This is a genomic window from Legionella tunisiensis (assembly GCF_000308315.1).
Lineage (GTDB): Bacteria > Pseudomonadota > Gammaproteobacteria > Legionellales > Legionellaceae > Tatlockia > Tatlockia tunisiensis.
In genome coordinates this window covers 1-13,960 of the sequence record NZ_CALJ01000016.1, presented here as the reverse complement: position 1 = coordinate 13,960, position 13,960 = coordinate 1, and the positions used below count along the sequence as shown (strand labels likewise).

Genomic DNA, 13,960 nt, shown 5'->3' with positions numbered 1-13,960 from the left:
AGAGAGCTCTTTTTCATGAACAAGCGAGCCGTGATGACAATAATTGATTTACGAAGTGATACCGTGACTAAGCCAGGTAAAGATATGCTTGCTGCAATGATGCAGGCGGAAGTGGGTGATGATGTATTTGGCGAAGATCCTACTGTCAGGATGCTGGAAGAATTGATTAGCGATAAAGCAGGTATGGACGCAGCAGTCTTCTTACCGTCTGGAACACAATCCAATTTGGTCGCGATCATGGCGCATTGTGAACGAGGGGATGAATATCTTGTTGGCCAAACTGCTCACTGTTATTTATTCGAAGGAGGCGGTGCAGCGGTTTTAGGCAGCGTACAACCGCAGCCGCTTGATTTTGAACTGGATGGTAGTCTGGCATTGGAAAAAGTTGCGCTGGCGATTAAGCCAATTGATAATCACTATGCACGTACCAAATTACTTTGTCTTGAGAATACGGTTGACGGTAGAGCGTTACCCCTCGCTTATTTACAACAGATGAGGCTTTTTTGTCAGCATCATGGTCTTCAAAGTCATCTGGATGGCGCACGGGTTTTTAATGCAGTCGTGAAATTGCAATGTTCCCTCAAAGATATCAGTAATCACTTTAACTCGATGTCTATTTGCCTTTCCAAAGGGTTAGGTACCCCCGTGGGTTCAGTTTTGGCAGGTAGCAGCGAACTGATTAACAAAGCAAGACGCTGGCGTAAAGTCTTGGGTGGAGGCATGCGCCAGGCCGGTATTTTAGCAGCAGCGGGCGTTTATGCTTTAGAACATCATATCGAGCGCTTGGCGGAGGATCATGATAACGCCTTGTATTTAGCTAACAGTTTAGCTGAGCTTGAGGAAATCGATGTTGATACGGCTGCTTTGCAAACAAATATGTTGTTTATTCATGTCAAACATCATTATAAAGAATTACAATCCTATTTGCAGGAAAAGGGAATAATCTTCCCTAAACAACCTAATAAACAAGGCAGAGTAAGATTAGTTACCCATCTTGATGTTTCAAGAAAAGAATTGACGTTTGTTGTTCAGGCGATCAAGTCTTTTTATCGCAATGCGGGGTCTAATTTTAGTTAGTTTTTACACGATTTCCTTATTGAAAGAGAAATAAGATGTTATTTGATTTGCCCTACCATTTGCTGTTGCCTCTTTTATTTTTAACAGGGTTGATAGCGGGTACTGTGGATGCAATTGCCGGTGGTGGCGGCTTAATTAGTCTGCCTATGTTACTAGGGGTAGGTGTTCCACCCCAGGTTGCTCTGGGGACTAACAAGCTACAGGGCGCTATAGGCACGTTTGTGGCTACTTGTGGGTATTATCGCCAAGGATTACTTTCATTAAATACAGTTTATAAAGGACTCATTTGGGGGATTTTGGGCACGGTAATCGGTGCTGTTGCGAGTCAGGTACTAGATAGTGATATTTTAAAAAATCATTCCCCTTCTATTATTAGCCATCTTGATGTATACCGTGTTTTCCCCAAAACTGGGCTCACAGGATCAAGAACCAAGATTCAATGAATTTTGGTTTTATATTGCCTTCGGTTTTCTCCTGGGATTTTATGATGGATTTTTGGCCCTGGGACTGGCTCACTTTGGGTGTTTTCGCTGACCTTCTTTCTTGGCTATAACTTTGTTAAAGCCGCTGCCTACACCAAGGTTTTTAATCTGAAAAGCAGTCTTATTGCTACGGTATGTTTTGCTTTCGGCCACAACATTGATTACACGCTTGCCCTGTGTATGGCAATGGGCCAATTAATAGGCGGCAGGATAGGCGTGTATTTTGCCATCAAGAACGGCGCCCGGTTAATTCGCCCTATCTTTATTTCTGTTGTTTCCACGACAATTATTACACTGGCCTACAAAAGCTATATTGGTCCGGAAAAGCTGGCCAGGTTTATTCATTTCTTTGGGGTAATACCGGCAGTGCTTTTATTGGTGCTTTCTATTGTGAGCATGGCAATTATTTACTTGTTGCAGAGCAAAAAACGGGCTGGTCGGCTTAGTGAGCCGGCCGAAAATGATTTAACGTGAGTTCGATAGGGAGACGATGAGTCAGGGCAAGCCCTCTATTCATCGTCGCCATCAGCGCTATAACCACAGCCCTCATTAGGACAAAGAATTTGCCGGCCTGAGCGTTTAGTATCTTTCACAGTCAACAATGGCCAGGCACATTTGGGGCAAGGCTTATCAATGGGCTCATTCCACAGTGCATAGTCGCATTTAGGGTAATTGCCACAAGAGAAAAATATTTTTCCTTTGCGCGACTTGCGCTGGAGTATCTTGGCATCATGGCATTTGGGACATTCAACCCCGGTATCAGCCGGTTTCTCCAACGGCTCTATATATTTACATTGTGGGTAATTTCCGCAACCAATAAAACGGCCATAACGGCCTGTTTTAATGTGTAAGGGACCTGAGCAGTGAGGGCAAGTTCGTCCTTCAACGACCTCAGGCTCCGTTTTTTCACCCTCGTTATTACCGAGATCCTGGGTGTAATCGCACTCGGGATAACCAGTACAGCCGATGAAACGACCGCGTTTACCTAAGCGAATAGCCAGTGGCTTGTCGCATTTGGGGCATTTCTCATCCAGTGTTTCCGTCGTAACATCTTTGCGCTGCACTTGCTCGTCAGTATTATGGATTTGTTGAATAAAGGGTTGCCAAAACTCTTCCAGCACTGGGATCCAGTCTTTTTCACCACGTGATACAGCATCCAGCGTATCTTCCAATTGAGCGGTGAATTTGTAATCGACATAACGCGTAAAATACCCGGTCAGGAAGCGGTTAACTATCCTGCCAACGTCGGTAGGGACGAAGCGCTTCTTATCGACCACGACATATTCACGTTGCTGCAAGGTGTGGATAATCGATGCGTAGGTTGATGGTCGGCCTATGTCGTACTCTTCCAGCGCTTTAACCAGCGACGCTTCTGAATAACGAGGAGGAGGTTCAGTAAAATGCTGATTGGCAAGAATATCTTGTAAATTAACTTTTTCACCCACTTTCAATGCTGGAAGCAGCATTGCATTTTGTTCATCATCAGGTGAATCATCACGTCCTTCTTCATAGACGGTAAGAAAACCAGGGAAGGTGATGGTTGAGCCATTTGCTCGAAATAGGTTGCCCTCACCACAGCTTAAGTCTACGGCGACCGTATCTACCAGGGCTTCGGCCATTTGACAAGCAATGGTCCGTTTCCAAATAAGGCTATACAGTTTGAATTGTTCAGTCGTTAGCGCTTGCTGCACCATGTCGGGTGTGCGCTTAACCGAAGTGGGTCGAATGGCTTCATGTGCTTCTTGAGCATTTTTTGATTTGGTTTTAAAAATACGAGCAGTGTTAGGACAATTATCATCGCCATAACGCTCACGAATGTAGGCTCTAATTTCCTCTATCGCTTCATTGGCCAAATTGACTGAGTCAGTACGCATATAGGTAATTAAACCCATCGTACCGGAGCCGATATCGATCCCTTCATAGAGCTGCTGGGCAATCATCATGGTTTTACGCGCGGTAAATCCTAATTTTCGGGCAGCTTCCTGTTGTAGCGTAGAGGTAATAAAAGGCGCTGCTGGATTGCGTTTACGCTGTTTCTTTTCAACATTTTCAACAAGTAGACTGCCTTGGGCTTGCTTAAGCAAGGCGTCTTGTATGCTGTGTGCTTGCTCTGCCCCAGTAATCGTGAACTGTTGTAATTTTTCCCGATTAAAATGAGTGAGTCTTGCTTCAAAAGGAGCATTGTTGTGCTTGCATTGGGCAATAATTCGCCAATATTCCTGAGCCACAAACCGTTCAATTTCTTCTTCGCGCTCGACAATGAGTCGTAATGCTGGGCTTTGTACGCGGCCAGCAGAAAGACCGCGGCGAATTTTTTTCCACAATAGCGGCGATAGATTGAAACCTACCAGGTAATCTAATGCACGTCTGGCCTGTTGTGCATTGACTAAGTCCATTGAAATTTCGCGTGGATTATTTATCGCGTCTTGAATAGCTGATTTAGTGATTTCATTAAAAAAGATACGATGAACTTCTTTGTCTTTGAGCAAATTACGCTCTTTCATTAATTCATAAACATGCCAGGAAATGGCTTCACCTTCGCGATCAGGGTCAGTGGCGAGCAAAAGTGAATCCGATTTTTCAAGGCTTTGGCAATCGATTCGATATGACGTGCGTTTTTTCGATCGGGTTGTAGGTCATTGCGAATTTTTTATCAGGATTTACCGACCCTTTACGGGGCGGTAAATCACGCACATGGCCATAGGAAGCCAAGACATCATAATCTTTGCCTAAATATTTTTGTATCGTTTTAGCTTTCGCAGGGGATTCTACGATAACCAGGTGTTTGCTCATAGCTAAGTTAACCTTTCCTTGTGATAATTATCAATGTAACGGTAATTCGTCTTCTTTCTGATATAGCACAAGATCAAGAAAAGCTAATTGAGCTGCATCAAGATTTTCGGCAAGTGTGTTACGAATAGTCCATTTTGTTTCCTGCAGCGTAACAAAACGGGACTCGGAGAATAACAATTGATTGATGATTATTTCCAAGGTTTCTGATTCCACGATTCCCCACATTATTAAGCGGGTTATAAATTGGTAACTGGCCTTGGTAAATCGCATCTTTTCATCAGATGTAAAAACGCGCATAGCGGTATCTTGTGCGGGTCTTATAACTACGGTTCGGCTTTCAATGCTTGAAGTTTCATAAACGTCATTGTCTTCTTGTCCATTCTCATTAGAGGTTGTTGAAGTAGTACTTTCCTTTAATTGGGATAAACTTTTTTCAAAAAAACTCATTAACATTTCAAACAAGCTATCTTTCATAATCAACACCTCATGTAACCACCGGGAACAGCTTTGACAATTCCCCGTAATTCTAATATAGCCAGGTTGCAGGCCACTTCTTCAACATTCAAACCACTGCGTGCGATGAGTTGATCAACAGTAGTTACTTCAAACCCAATGCACTTTACTAGGTTTTCATGATCCGTGGCAAGGGATTGCCTCAGGTCATTTTGTTTGGCTTGTTTGTTATCCAAGCCTAATTCATCTAATACGTCCTGACAGGATGTTACCAATCTGGCTCCCTGCTGCAGCAGGTGATGGCAACCTCTAGCCTGTGGATTGAGGATGGAACCTGGGACAGCGAGAACATCGCGATTTTGTTCCAGCGCTAGACGGGCTGTTATCAATGAACCGCTACGAATTGCTGCTTCAACGACCAATGTGGCCAATGCTGAACCGCTTATTATACGATTTCTGCGTGGAAAATGTCCAGCTGTTGGTGCAGTTTTTAGCGAAAATTCACTAATAAGCAGGCCATTTTGGCTTATTTCTGCAGCCAATTGAACGTTTTGTCGTGGATAAATACGATCAATCCCGGTCGCCATAACGGCGACTGTTTTTCCTTGGGCATCCAGGCAGCCGCGATGCGCTTGTGTATCAATACCCTGTGCCAGGCCGCTGACCACCGTAAGATTAGTCATTGCCAGCTCATAAGCAAACCGTCGGGCTAGTTCGCTACCTGTTATGGAGGGGTTGCGACTACCCACTATGGCGATAGTGGGTTGTTGCAAGCAGGATAACTCACCAATCGCGTACAAGATGACCGGAGGGTCATGAATTTCTTTCAATAAGGCTGGGTAATTGCTGTCTTCCCAGGTTAACAAATGGTGATTGCTCGTTTCCTGCCAGCGAAAATCGGCTTCCAGTTCGTTAAAATTAAAGGTGCTGATTGCCTGGGCTATTTTAGCGGGTAAGCCCGCTTGCAGCAGTTGTTGTTCCGATAAGCGGAACATTTCTTCCAGATCGGGCCAGCGTTGTAATAATTTCACAACAGTGCGAGGGCCAATCTGTTCTATTTTATTTAATGCGATAAGACAGGATTTATTATTCATGGCTGAATGGTGCAGTCCTTTTCCAAATTTCATGACGAGCATAAGCAAACAGGCAGCAAGGTATTTTTCTACAGTCAGGAGTCCTTATGAGTTCCCTAGGCTTTGAAACAGAGAAGAAGGGGCAATAATTAGCCAAAGAAATCATGCCATAGGATCCAGGTCATAGCAGTGTCACTTTGATGTATTCGTCCGTGAGCGTGGCTATGCATCTTGCAGCCATACGAGGTATTGGTGATAATAGCACGCATTATTAGGTAGGAAACAGATATTTTATGGCTATCCGCAAGATTATTTATTTACCTGACGAACGGTTAAGATTAAAAGCAAAACCTGTTGAGCAATTTGATGATGCGTTGCAAGCACTCATCGATGATATGTTCGAGACGATGTACCACGCCAAGGGGGTTGGACTTGCAGCGCCACAGATAGGTATTAGTCTGCGTTTATCCGTTGTGGATATCGTTGGTGATAAAAAACAGCAATTGGTATTAGTCAATCCCGAAATTATTGCCAAAGAAGGTGAGGCTGAATATCAAGAAGGATGCCTGTCTGTTCCGGGGGCTTATGACACGGTGATCCGCGCTAAGAAAGTGACCATTCGTGCTCAGGATCGCTTTGGCAACCCATTTGAAATGACTGCAGAGGGGCTTTTGGGTGAATGTTTTCAACATGAAATTGACCACTTAAATGGCAAGCTTTTTGTTGATTTGCTTTCCCCTCTAAAGCGTGCGATGGCAAGAAGGAAGCTGGATAAATTTAAACGTTTGAATGTACGTAAGTGATGAGTAACTTAACTATCGTTTTTGCCGGTACACCTGAATTCGCAATACCGTCACTTGATGCACTTGCCAATTCGTCCCATCGCTTGTTGGCAGTTTACACTCAGCCCGACAGGCCTGCTGGTCGTGGACGTAAATTACAGCCATCTGCAGTGAAAAGTTGGGCATTGTCTCATCAAATACCAGTTTATCAACCACTCAATTTTAAAAGTGAACACGCGATTACAGAGCTAGCACAATTAAAACCAGATATTCTCGTGGTTATCGCGTATGGTTTAATTTTGCCCCGGGCTGTGCTGGCTTTGCCGCGTTTGGGTTGTATTAATTCGCACGCGTCGTTATTACCTCGCTGGCGCGGTGCATCACCTATCCAGCAGGCGGTGTTACATGGTGACGAACAATCGGGTGTAACGATTATGCAAATGGATGCTGGAATGGACACCGGCGCTAAATTGGCCGAAATCAGCTGCCCTATTTTTCCTGAAGATACAGCAGGCAGTCTGCATGACAGACTTGCACAATTGGCTGTAGAGCCCCTGTTAGCCACACTTGATGCGCTTGCCTGCGGACAAGCAGAACCAGTGCCTCAAGATAATAGCCAGGCTACTTATGCAGGCAAAATAAAAAAGAAGATGCCGCAATTAATTGGCAGCGTCCAGCAAGGGAGATCGTGAATCAGGTGCGCGCATTTAACCCCTGGCCAATTGCTTATACGCAAGCTGGTGAAGAGCTCTTGCGGATCCATCAGGCTCATGTCGTTGCAAGCACAAGCTCCGCTGAACCTGGAACAATCCTGTCTATCGATAAAACAGGGATTTTAGTCGCAGCAGGTGATCAGGCTGTCATGATTGATTATTTGCAATTTCCAGGCTCTAAGGTGATGCCTGTCTCTGCCTGGTTGAATTCGGGGCGAGCGCAACACTATATCCATTTGGTTTTACGATGAAAAAAATGAGCGCTTACAAGCGCTGCGTATTTTAGTGAAATTACTACAAGACAGAACACCGCTTTCTCATCTTTTTCAAGCACAGAGTGAATTGACTCCGTTAACAAAAGAAATTTGTTTTGGTGTTTGCCGTCATTATTTTCGCCTGCAGGCGCTAGCGGATTGCCTTGTTGATAAACGCCCCAAAACAGTCGACGTTTGGTTGGTTTTGCTCATTGGTCTTTATCAACTCCATTTTATGCAAAAGCCTGATTATGCAGTAGTAAAAGAAACGGTTGCTTTACTTGATCCACTTAAAAATCCTGGGCAAAGGGATTGGTTAATGCAGTTTTAAGAACCTATTGCCGCGAACAAGCTACCTTGGTGGCTCGTCTGCAAACTAACCCGGACTTTCTTTATGGACATCCGGCTTGGTTTGTCCAGCGTTTGCAAATGGATTGGCCTAACGATTGGCAAACTATTCTTCAGGCAAATGACGCACATCCACCGATGAGTTTGCGGGTGAATCAACTACGAGGCGATAGGGCAGCATACCTGGAGCGTTTACATCAAAAGGGAATGAAGGCCTACCCCACAATAGATGCGATGCAGGGCATTACCTTAGACCATGCTTGTCCGGTGGATGATCTACCCGGTTTTAGCAACGGCGACGTTTCCGTGCAGGATGAAGCGGCACAATTAGCCGTTTCCTTGCTATCCTTGCAACCAGGATTGCGGTTACTTGATGCTTGCTGCGCACCAGGTGGTAAAACCTGTCATATTCTGGAAACGGAGCCCACATTGAACGCCTGTATTGCCCTCGATATCGATGAAAAGCGTTTGCAACGGGTGAGAGAGAACCTGACGCGTTTAAATGTAAAGGCAACACTGCTGCAGGGTGATGGACTCAAGCCTGAGTCGTGGTGGGATGGGCTGCTTTTTGATCGTATTCTTCTTGATGCGCCTTGTTCCGCAACGGGGGTTATCCGACGTCATTCTGATATCAAATTATTGCGTACAGAGGCAGAGATTACTGACATTGCTCATTTACAACGTGCTTTGTTACAACGGTTGTGGCCTTTACTTGCCCCTAAGGGTTTGCTGGTTTATGCCACGTGTTCAATATTAAAAGAGGAAAATGAGCAGCAAATTGCACAATTTATTGCGGATCATCCCGACAGCCAAGTAGCCACTGAGCAAAAAAGCTGGGGTCGTTCCACTGGTTATGGTTGGCAAATCTTGCCAGGAGAAAACAATAGGGATGGGTTTTTCTATAGTGTGCTTAGGAAGGGATAAGTGATGCAAATTAATTGGCCGTTAATCATTGTATTATTTTGTTTATCGTTGCCTGGTGTGTTGATTACCGTGCCGCGATTGATTCAGTTGCTATTACCAGAAAATAGCGAGCACTTAAAAAAACGACTCAGTAAATTGGCTGTCGGGCAGACGTTGTTAATGGTTTTCTTGATGTGTTTTGCCGGCTCCGTCTTATCATTACGGACAGGACTGAGTGCCAATCTTTTAGATTCTTTGCTACAAGGCAAAGCGATCACAAGGGATATAGCCGGCATGATTCTTCCTGTTTTTTATACACAATAGGTGGTCTGTTCGTTTTCTTTATCCTTTACTACGGCGTGGTAGGTAGTATTTTGGACGAGGCAAGTTTACAGATAATGAGACGAATACGTGCAGCTTTGCATTTGGATGGCTGTATTTTATATGGCGGTGTTGTGGAGGAAATTCTTGGTCGTTGGGGGCTAATGAATGTAATCGCCTTTTTGCGATCTTTTTGCGGGGCAAAAAGTCCTGTTGTTATGTGGAGTGCAATTTTCTTAAGTGGTTTTGTGTTGGCCGCAGGACATATGCCAGCCTACCTCGCTGCGGGGTGTAAGGCCGGTCGTCGTTTCATTTATGCCATGCTGTTACTTAATGGTTGGCAAGCGATTCTTTTTGGCTGGCTTTTTTGGCAATACGGCCTTCTTGCTGCCGTTGTTGCTCATATGATCTTTCATTTAGGTTGGTATCTGTACGATAAAACGTAAAGATTGCGTAAAAAAACTCGTCTTAATATTCAGTTAAGTTGAGATCCTTAATCTCTAAAGCTAATGATAACTTTATTAGCGATAGTCTAAATGTCTAGTTTTAAGCAATTCAGTAGTGAGTTTGCTGAACTTACCAAAGCGGTGGCTCAAACTCCGGATAATTACGACAAAAAAGTTGAAACCTTGGGTCTGATGGCACCAATGAAAGCCCTGGCTACAAGTGGCGATGCGATAGCGCAATATCGGCTAGCGCAAGCTTATCCTCAACACTCCGTGCCTTATTTTGAATGGATGAAGGCTGCAGCTTGCCAAGGTTTTACCAATGCCATGCTAGCGTTGAGCACTGCTTTGCTAGAAACGAAGACTGTTTCTGCGATTCAGCAAGCAGCAAACTATCTAGTGCAAATTTTACGTTCAGATGATAGTTACATCAAAGATGAGGCAACCGCTTTACTTGATTCTAACCGCTTGTTAAAAGCTGAAGTGAATCGACAAATGGGTAAAACGAATGTGGGTAAAACAGCCATCAGCTTTTTTGCCAAGGATGCTGACGAAGTGGTTCATTGCCGACCCCAGTCTCAAGCCAGTATAAAGCCCTAATCTGTAACTCACAGCATCCTCTCTATCGCCTGTTTGTTAGATAGTAGTGATTGCGTATCTTCAAGCCCTTATGAAACAATACAGATCCTCTGCGTCTTTTTAGTTATCTATGAAAAGGGTATTCAAAACAATTCCTATCGATTTGCTACAGGCTGGGCGCTATCAGCCACGTAAGCATTTTTCTGAAGCGGCATTACAAGAACTGGCCGACTCCATTCTTACCCAAGGTTTGATTGAACCTTTGGTGGTTAGAGAAATTACTGCCAACCAATACGAAATTATTGCCGGTGAGCGACGATGGCGTGCGGCGATGCTGGCTGGTCTAAACGAGTTACCTTGCTTAATCGGTCACTATAGTGATCAACAGGCAGCAGCCGTTACACTGATAGAAAATATTCAACGTGAAGATTTAAATCTCATTGAAGAAGCGAGCGGCTATCAACGTCTACAGCAGGAATTTCATTTTCAGCAAGATGAGATTGCAGTACTTATCGGAAAATCCCGCAGCCACATCGCTAATCTACTCCGGCTGCTGACACTCTGTGAGCCAGTACAAGAGAAAATAAAAGCGGGTCAACTATCGCTTGGTCATGCAAGAATGTTAGTCGGTTTGCAGGTCAGACAGCAAATGAATTTAGCAGCGGAGATCGAAGAAAAAGGGTGGTCAGTACGGCAGTTGGAAAAAAAGTCAGGGAACTAAAATCCGGTGAATCCCTGATGCGTGATCCACAACGCGATCGGGATATTGAACGTTTGCAAAGCACTATTGCTGAGCAAATTGGCAGTCCTGTACAAATTATTAGTGAAAATGGGCAAGGTGGCTGGTTGCAAATAAAATTTTTTGACAATGATACGTTAGCGGGTTTATTGGAGCGTATGGGCCTGCATTATGAGTAAACTTCTTTCGAAACTCTACTGCATTGGGGCGTAGCTTCGTCGATACGGTGCTCGAATCCTCATGTACTGGCGTGTACACTGCGGTTCTGCGCGCCGTTTCTCCTCGCTCTGCCCTCACTGCAGCGAGTTGCGAAAGAAGTTTATTGGATTTTCGAAACGCTACTGCATTGGGGCGTAGCTTCGTCGATAAAGAAGTTTACTCTTAAATTCCACTTAAGGAATACTAATTATTAATACACCTATGAAAATCAAAATACCGCCAATAATGACGGAGGTATCGACATGGTTTTCACCGAAAAAAGCCAGGTGAACAGAATCGTAAATAAAGGATAAATCAATTCAATAATTCCGGCGACAGTGGCATTTTTTACCTGGATAGACGTAGCAATAAAATAGCTGGCCAGGATAACAACGAAAATTTCGGCTAACGTTAGCCATAACACTTTGGGCTCAGTTTGTAAGACCATGATGTCGTTTTTCATCGACGTGGAATAAGAGAGAGCGGCAAATACGATTGCCCCTAATAACATTTCCAGAGCTAATAAACTGAATGTAGAAATGCTGCGAAGTATCTTTTCAGCCAGCGTATAATTGATACCCCATAAAATGGCTGCAAAGAGCGCATAGATAACCCACATAGTAAACTCCCGGTGACTAATGAATAGCGGTTAAAAAATCAAGAACCCTGTTGATTACTTGTTCTGATTTTAAAATATATCGATGCCCCAAGCCTTCAGTGCTTAGAAAATCAACCTGTTGCAAATTATCTTTAAATCTCAAGGCATCATCATACGGTATTTCCCGATCCTCTTTATCATGGATGAGAAGAACAGGTGTTTTTAAATGAGAAATAATCTTCTTCATAGGTAGTTCTTCTACAGAGAGTTGCGCTTCCTTTTCTATATAAGATTGAAAATGTTGCTTGGCTTGCGGTGAAAGACGCATAAACGTGGCAAAGCGATCAAAGATCGCTTGCAAATCATAAGGTGATGCAATCAAAACAAGTTTTTCAGCCTGCAAGCCTTTATTGGCTGCTAATAGGGTCGCCGCACCACCAAACGAGTGAGCGATGACCGCATGAAAGTTACCCAGCTCATCCTGGCTAGCTAGTATTTTATGGGCAAAATCAACCAAATTGGTACGCACACCAGGGGAGTCTCCATGAGCCGGTCCATCCATGGCTATCACTTGAAAACCCGCATTAATCAAGGGCTCAACAAAATGGCCAAGCTGACTGCCTCTGCCGTCCCATCCATGCATTAATAAAATTTTCGGTCCTTCGCCCCAGTACCAAGCTTTTATTTGGCAGGCTAATAGCCTTTCTTTACCATGGCTAATAATGTTTTTTCCCAGTAAGGCCTTTTATGCCTCGTTGGGGTCAGAAAACGTTTAGCAGAGATTGTTCCAGCGAGCTGAGGTAAAGCATAACTGGTAATCGACAAGGCATTTTTGTAAATCGTCAATAGAATGGGTTCTTTCATTTTCCTCTCCCTTGTTAAAAAATAGGGCATTCAAGGTTGAGTATCAAGGAGATAAACGGATCTGCATCTTTATATTGATAAAATCAATGCACCGGAAAATCAAAATAAGTTTTCGGATAGGGCTCATTCTTCAAGGTAAAATGCCACCATTCTTTGTCATAAGGCACAAAACCATAGCTTACCATTAACGCTTGCAGTAAACGCCGATTTGCTTTTTGCTCCTTACTCAATTTTTGATAGGAGAGATTGGCGCTGACATCCAGGCAATCAAAGCGGGTGCCAGTATTAATCGAGTCGTCATCTATATGGGCGGTTGTTTGGCTGTAACAACGAGAAGGCTTGCCAGAGGTTCGGGGTTGTTTAGCGCCTATCTTAACCAAGGTCAGATCCACCGTGCTGCCGCGGCTATGGCCTGAATGCAAGGCGATGTAACCCCGAGCAAACAAGAGCCTCTTCTCTTCACGCGGATAAAAAGTCATTTTTGTTTGCAGATCCCGGGTATTTTGGCTCCATTTATAGAACGCGTTTACTGCGGTTTGCGGGCGATAACAGTCATACACTTTGAAACGGTAACCTTTCGCAACAGCTGCTTTCTCAGCCTTCGCCAGCTGCTCTGCAGCCGCTTGGGTTAAGATACAGCGAGCGGTTTGATAACCGGGAATAGGATGACCAACAAAATTATTAGAGCCTGCATAACGTAGGTCTTCAATAATGTCGGGGGCGACATCATGCAAATAGACAAAACCAGCCGGTAAAGCGTTAGCAAACTGAACATGAACATAAAGCAAAATCAGGAAGAGAATACGTTGCATTTTGTTGGCGGGATCCATTATCACCTGTTTTTTAATCATAACTTGCGGGTAATAACGAAGAAATAGTTCTAAGAAAAATAATCACTTATTGCGTTGGTCATACTGTACCAAACTATTTTACCAGCCTGATTTTAGCCAGGTAATTCAAGAATGTTCCGCTTAATAATAGGTTAATAATTTATTGATATAATTTAAAACAAGATGAAACTAATAGGTGAACGTTATGCCATTAACTAAAACACAAGCAAAAAGACTTAATGAGGTCATCACTCGTGCCCAGATTACGCAAGCAAGCACTCAGCAGGCTAAGAATGAGTGGAATGAGAATATGTCGGGTGAGCCAGTTTGGCACCAAAAAACAACTCATGAGGATTTACAAAGAGAATTAATCGCTTGTCGGACAGGCAGCCTTGATCGTAAGTCAGTGTTAGTGGATGTTGATGGTATTCAGGTTCGTGTTTTCCCTCAATCCCCTAAAAATATCGATAATGATGTTAATGATATCTTTGCCCGCGGGATTGATTC

14 protein-coding genes and 4 pseudogenes are annotated in these 13,960 nt (G+C 43.9%); 11 read left to right on the top strand and 7 right to left on the bottom strand.

The window, feature by feature from the left end; genetic code table 11:
• Positions 1-15: 15 nt before the first annotated feature.
• Together ltaE and BN58_RS32320 are read left to right on the top strand one after the other, a co-directional pair.
• A complete protein-coding gene (gene ltaE, locus BN58_RS21000; RefSeq protein ID WP_232220242.1) occupies positions 16-1,077 on the top strand; it encodes a low-specificity L-threonine aldolase in 1,062 nt (353 codons plus the stop codon).
• Positions 1,078-1,112: 35 nt separating this feature from the next.
• Positions 1,113-2,033 (top strand): annotated as a pseudogene (locus BN58_RS32320) (TSUP family transporter).
• 35 nt (positions 2,034-2,068) lie between these two features.
• Here the strand turns inward: BN58_RS32320 and topA are convergent.
• The 3 genes and pseudogenes from topA to dprA all read right to left on the bottom strand — a co-directional run bounded on the left by topA (position 2,069) and on the right by dprA (position 5,941).
• A pseudogene (gene topA / locus BN58_RS20990) lies at positions 2,069-4,352 on the bottom strand (type I DNA topoisomerase).
• A gap of 30 nt (positions 4,353-4,382) precedes the next feature.
• Positions 4,383-4,826, bottom strand: a complete 444-nt coding sequence (locus tag BN58_RS01080) for a DUF494 family protein (protein WP_019215251.1) — start codon at positions 4,824-4,826, stop codon at positions 4,383-4,385.
• A 2-nt stretch (positions 4,827-4,828) separates the two neighbouring features.
• Positions 4,829-5,941 carry a DNA-processing protein DprA gene (gene dprA / locus BN58_RS01075; protein ID WP_456297454.1) on the bottom strand — a complete coding sequence of 371 codons (1,113 nt, stop codon included), beginning with the start codon at positions 5,939-5,941 and terminating at the stop codon, positions 4,829-4,831.
• Between the two features lie 230 nt (positions 5,942-6,171).
• Between dprA and def the strand changes: the two genes are divergently transcribed.
• The 8 genes and pseudogenes from def (at position 6,172) to BN58_RS32305 (ending at position 11,142) form a co-directional block, all read left to right on the top strand.
• Positions 6,172-6,681, top strand: coding sequence for a peptide deformylase (gene def / locus BN58_RS01070; RefSeq protein WP_019215249.1), 510 nt, complete (start codon positions 6,172-6,174; stop codon positions 6,679-6,681).
• Positions 6,681-7,624 (top strand): annotated as a pseudogene (fmt, locus tag BN58_RS20985) (methionyl-tRNA formyltransferase). The gene def and the pseudogene fmt overlap by 1 nt, the downstream one beginning before the upstream one ends.
• Positions 7,608-8,899, top strand: a pseudogene (rsmB, locus tag BN58_RS20980) (16S rRNA (cytosine(967)-C(5))-methyltransferase RsmB). Before fmt ends, rsmB begins: the two co-directional pseudogenes overlap by 17 nt.
• A 3-nt stretch (positions 8,900-8,902) precedes the next feature.
• Entirely contained in the window at positions 8,903-9,202 is a 300-nt protein-coding gene (locus BN58_RS36720; protein WP_332247905.1) for a hypothetical protein, read from the top strand.
• A 74-nt stretch (positions 9,203-9,276) separates the two neighbouring features.
• Positions 9,277-9,645, top strand: a complete 369-nt coding sequence (locus BN58_RS36715) for a CPBP family glutamic-type intramembrane protease (RefSeq protein ID WP_332247904.1) — start codon at positions 9,277-9,279, stop codon at positions 9,643-9,645.
• Positions 9,646-9,735: 90 nt separating this feature from the next.
• Positions 9,736-10,245: a hypothetical protein gene (locus BN58_RS01050; RefSeq protein ID WP_019215247.1), complete on the top strand. Its 510-nt coding sequence runs from the start codon at positions 9,736-9,738 to the stop codon at positions 10,243-10,245.
• A gap of 109 nt (positions 10,246-10,354) precedes the next feature.
• Positions 10,355-10,945, top strand: a complete 591-nt coding sequence (locus tag BN58_RS20970) for a ParB/RepB/Spo0J family partition protein (protein ID WP_232220239.1) — start codon at positions 10,355-10,357, stop codon at positions 10,943-10,945.
• 17 nt (positions 10,946-10,962) lie between these two features.
• Positions 10,963-11,142, top strand: a complete 180-nt coding sequence (locus BN58_RS32305; RefSeq protein WP_232220238.1) for a hypothetical protein — start codon at positions 10,963-10,965, stop codon at positions 11,140-11,142.
• A gap of 248 nt (positions 11,143-11,390) precedes the next feature.
• On the opposite strand, the gene BN58_RS20965 is transcribed toward BN58_RS32305, so the two are convergent.
• From BN58_RS20965 to BN58_RS01025, 4 genes are all read right to left on the bottom strand, one after another.
• Entirely contained in the window at positions 11,391-11,780 is a 390-nt protein-coding gene (locus BN58_RS20965) for an EamA family transporter (RefSeq protein ID WP_019215246.1), read from the bottom strand.
• Positions 11,781-11,796: 16 nt separating this feature from the next.
• Positions 11,797-12,402, bottom strand: a complete 606-nt coding sequence (locus BN58_RS01035) for an alpha/beta hydrolase (RefSeq protein ID WP_019215245.1) — start codon at positions 12,400-12,402, stop codon at positions 11,797-11,799.
• Between the two features lie 50 nt (positions 12,403-12,452).
• Positions 12,453-12,623 carry a hypothetical protein gene (locus tag BN58_RS30390; RefSeq protein WP_019215244.1) on the bottom strand — a complete coding sequence of 57 codons (171 nt, stop codon included), beginning with the start codon at positions 12,621-12,623 and terminating at the stop codon, positions 12,453-12,455.
• A gap of 83 nt (positions 12,624-12,706) precedes the next feature.
• A complete protein-coding gene (locus BN58_RS01025) occupies positions 12,707-13,453 on the bottom strand; it encodes a M15 family metallopeptidase (RefSeq protein WP_019215243.1) in 747 nt (248 codons plus the stop codon).
• A gap of 205 nt (positions 13,454-13,658) precedes the next feature.
• On the opposite strand from BN58_RS01025, the gene BN58_RS20960 reads away from it, so the two are divergent.
• Positions 13,659-13,960 (top strand): hypothetical protein (locus tag BN58_RS20960; RefSeq protein WP_040915990.1); only part of this gene is annotated, 302 nt, incomplete at its 3' end.

Bases quoted from the DNA above. Each gene is read 5' to 3' on its own strand.
- ltaE (WP_232220242.1), top strand. From the start codon at position 16: ATGAACAAGCGAGCCGTGATGACAATAATTGATTTACGAAGTGATACC.
- BN58_RS01080 (WP_019215251.1), bottom strand. From the start codon at position 4,826: ATGAAAGATAGCTTGTTTGAAATGTTAATGAGTTTTTTTGAAAAAAGT.
- dprA (WP_456297454.1), bottom strand. From the start codon at position 5,941: ATGCTCGTCATGAAATTTGGAAAAGGACTGCACCATTCAGCCATGAAT.
- def (WP_019215249.1), top strand. From the start codon at position 6,172: ATGGCTATCCGCAAGATTATTTATTTACCTGACGAACGGTTAAGATTA.
- BN58_RS36720 (WP_332247905.1), top strand. From the start codon at position 8,903: ATGCAAATTAATTGGCCGTTAATCATTGTATTATTTTGTTTATCGTTG.
- BN58_RS36715 (WP_332247904.1), top strand. From the start codon at position 9,277: ATGAGACGAATACGTGCAGCTTTGCATTTGGATGGCTGTATTTTATAT.
- BN58_RS01050 (WP_019215247.1), top strand. From the start codon at position 9,736: ATGTCTAGTTTTAAGCAATTCAGTAGTGAGTTTGCTGAACTTACCAAA.
- BN58_RS20970 (WP_232220239.1), top strand. From the start codon at position 10,355: ATGAAAAGGGTATTCAAAACAATTCCTATCGATTTGCTACAGGCTGGG.
- BN58_RS32305 (WP_232220238.1), top strand. From the start codon at position 10,963: ATGCGTGATCCACAACGCGATCGGGATATTGAACGTTTGCAAAGCACT.
- BN58_RS20965 (WP_019215246.1), bottom strand. From the start codon at position 11,780: ATGTGGGTTATCTATGCGCTCTTTGCAGCCATTTTATGGGGTATCAAT.
- BN58_RS01035 (WP_019215245.1), bottom strand. From the start codon at position 12,402: ATGCATGGATGGGACGGCAGAGGCAGTCAGCTTGGCCATTTTGTTGAG.
- BN58_RS30390 (WP_019215244.1), bottom strand. From the start codon at position 12,623: ATGAAAGAACCCATTCTATTGACGATTTACAAAAATGCCTTGTCGATT.
- BN58_RS01025 (WP_019215243.1), bottom strand. From the start codon at position 13,453: ATGGATCCCGCCAACAAAATGCAACGTATTCTCTTCCTGATTTTGCTT.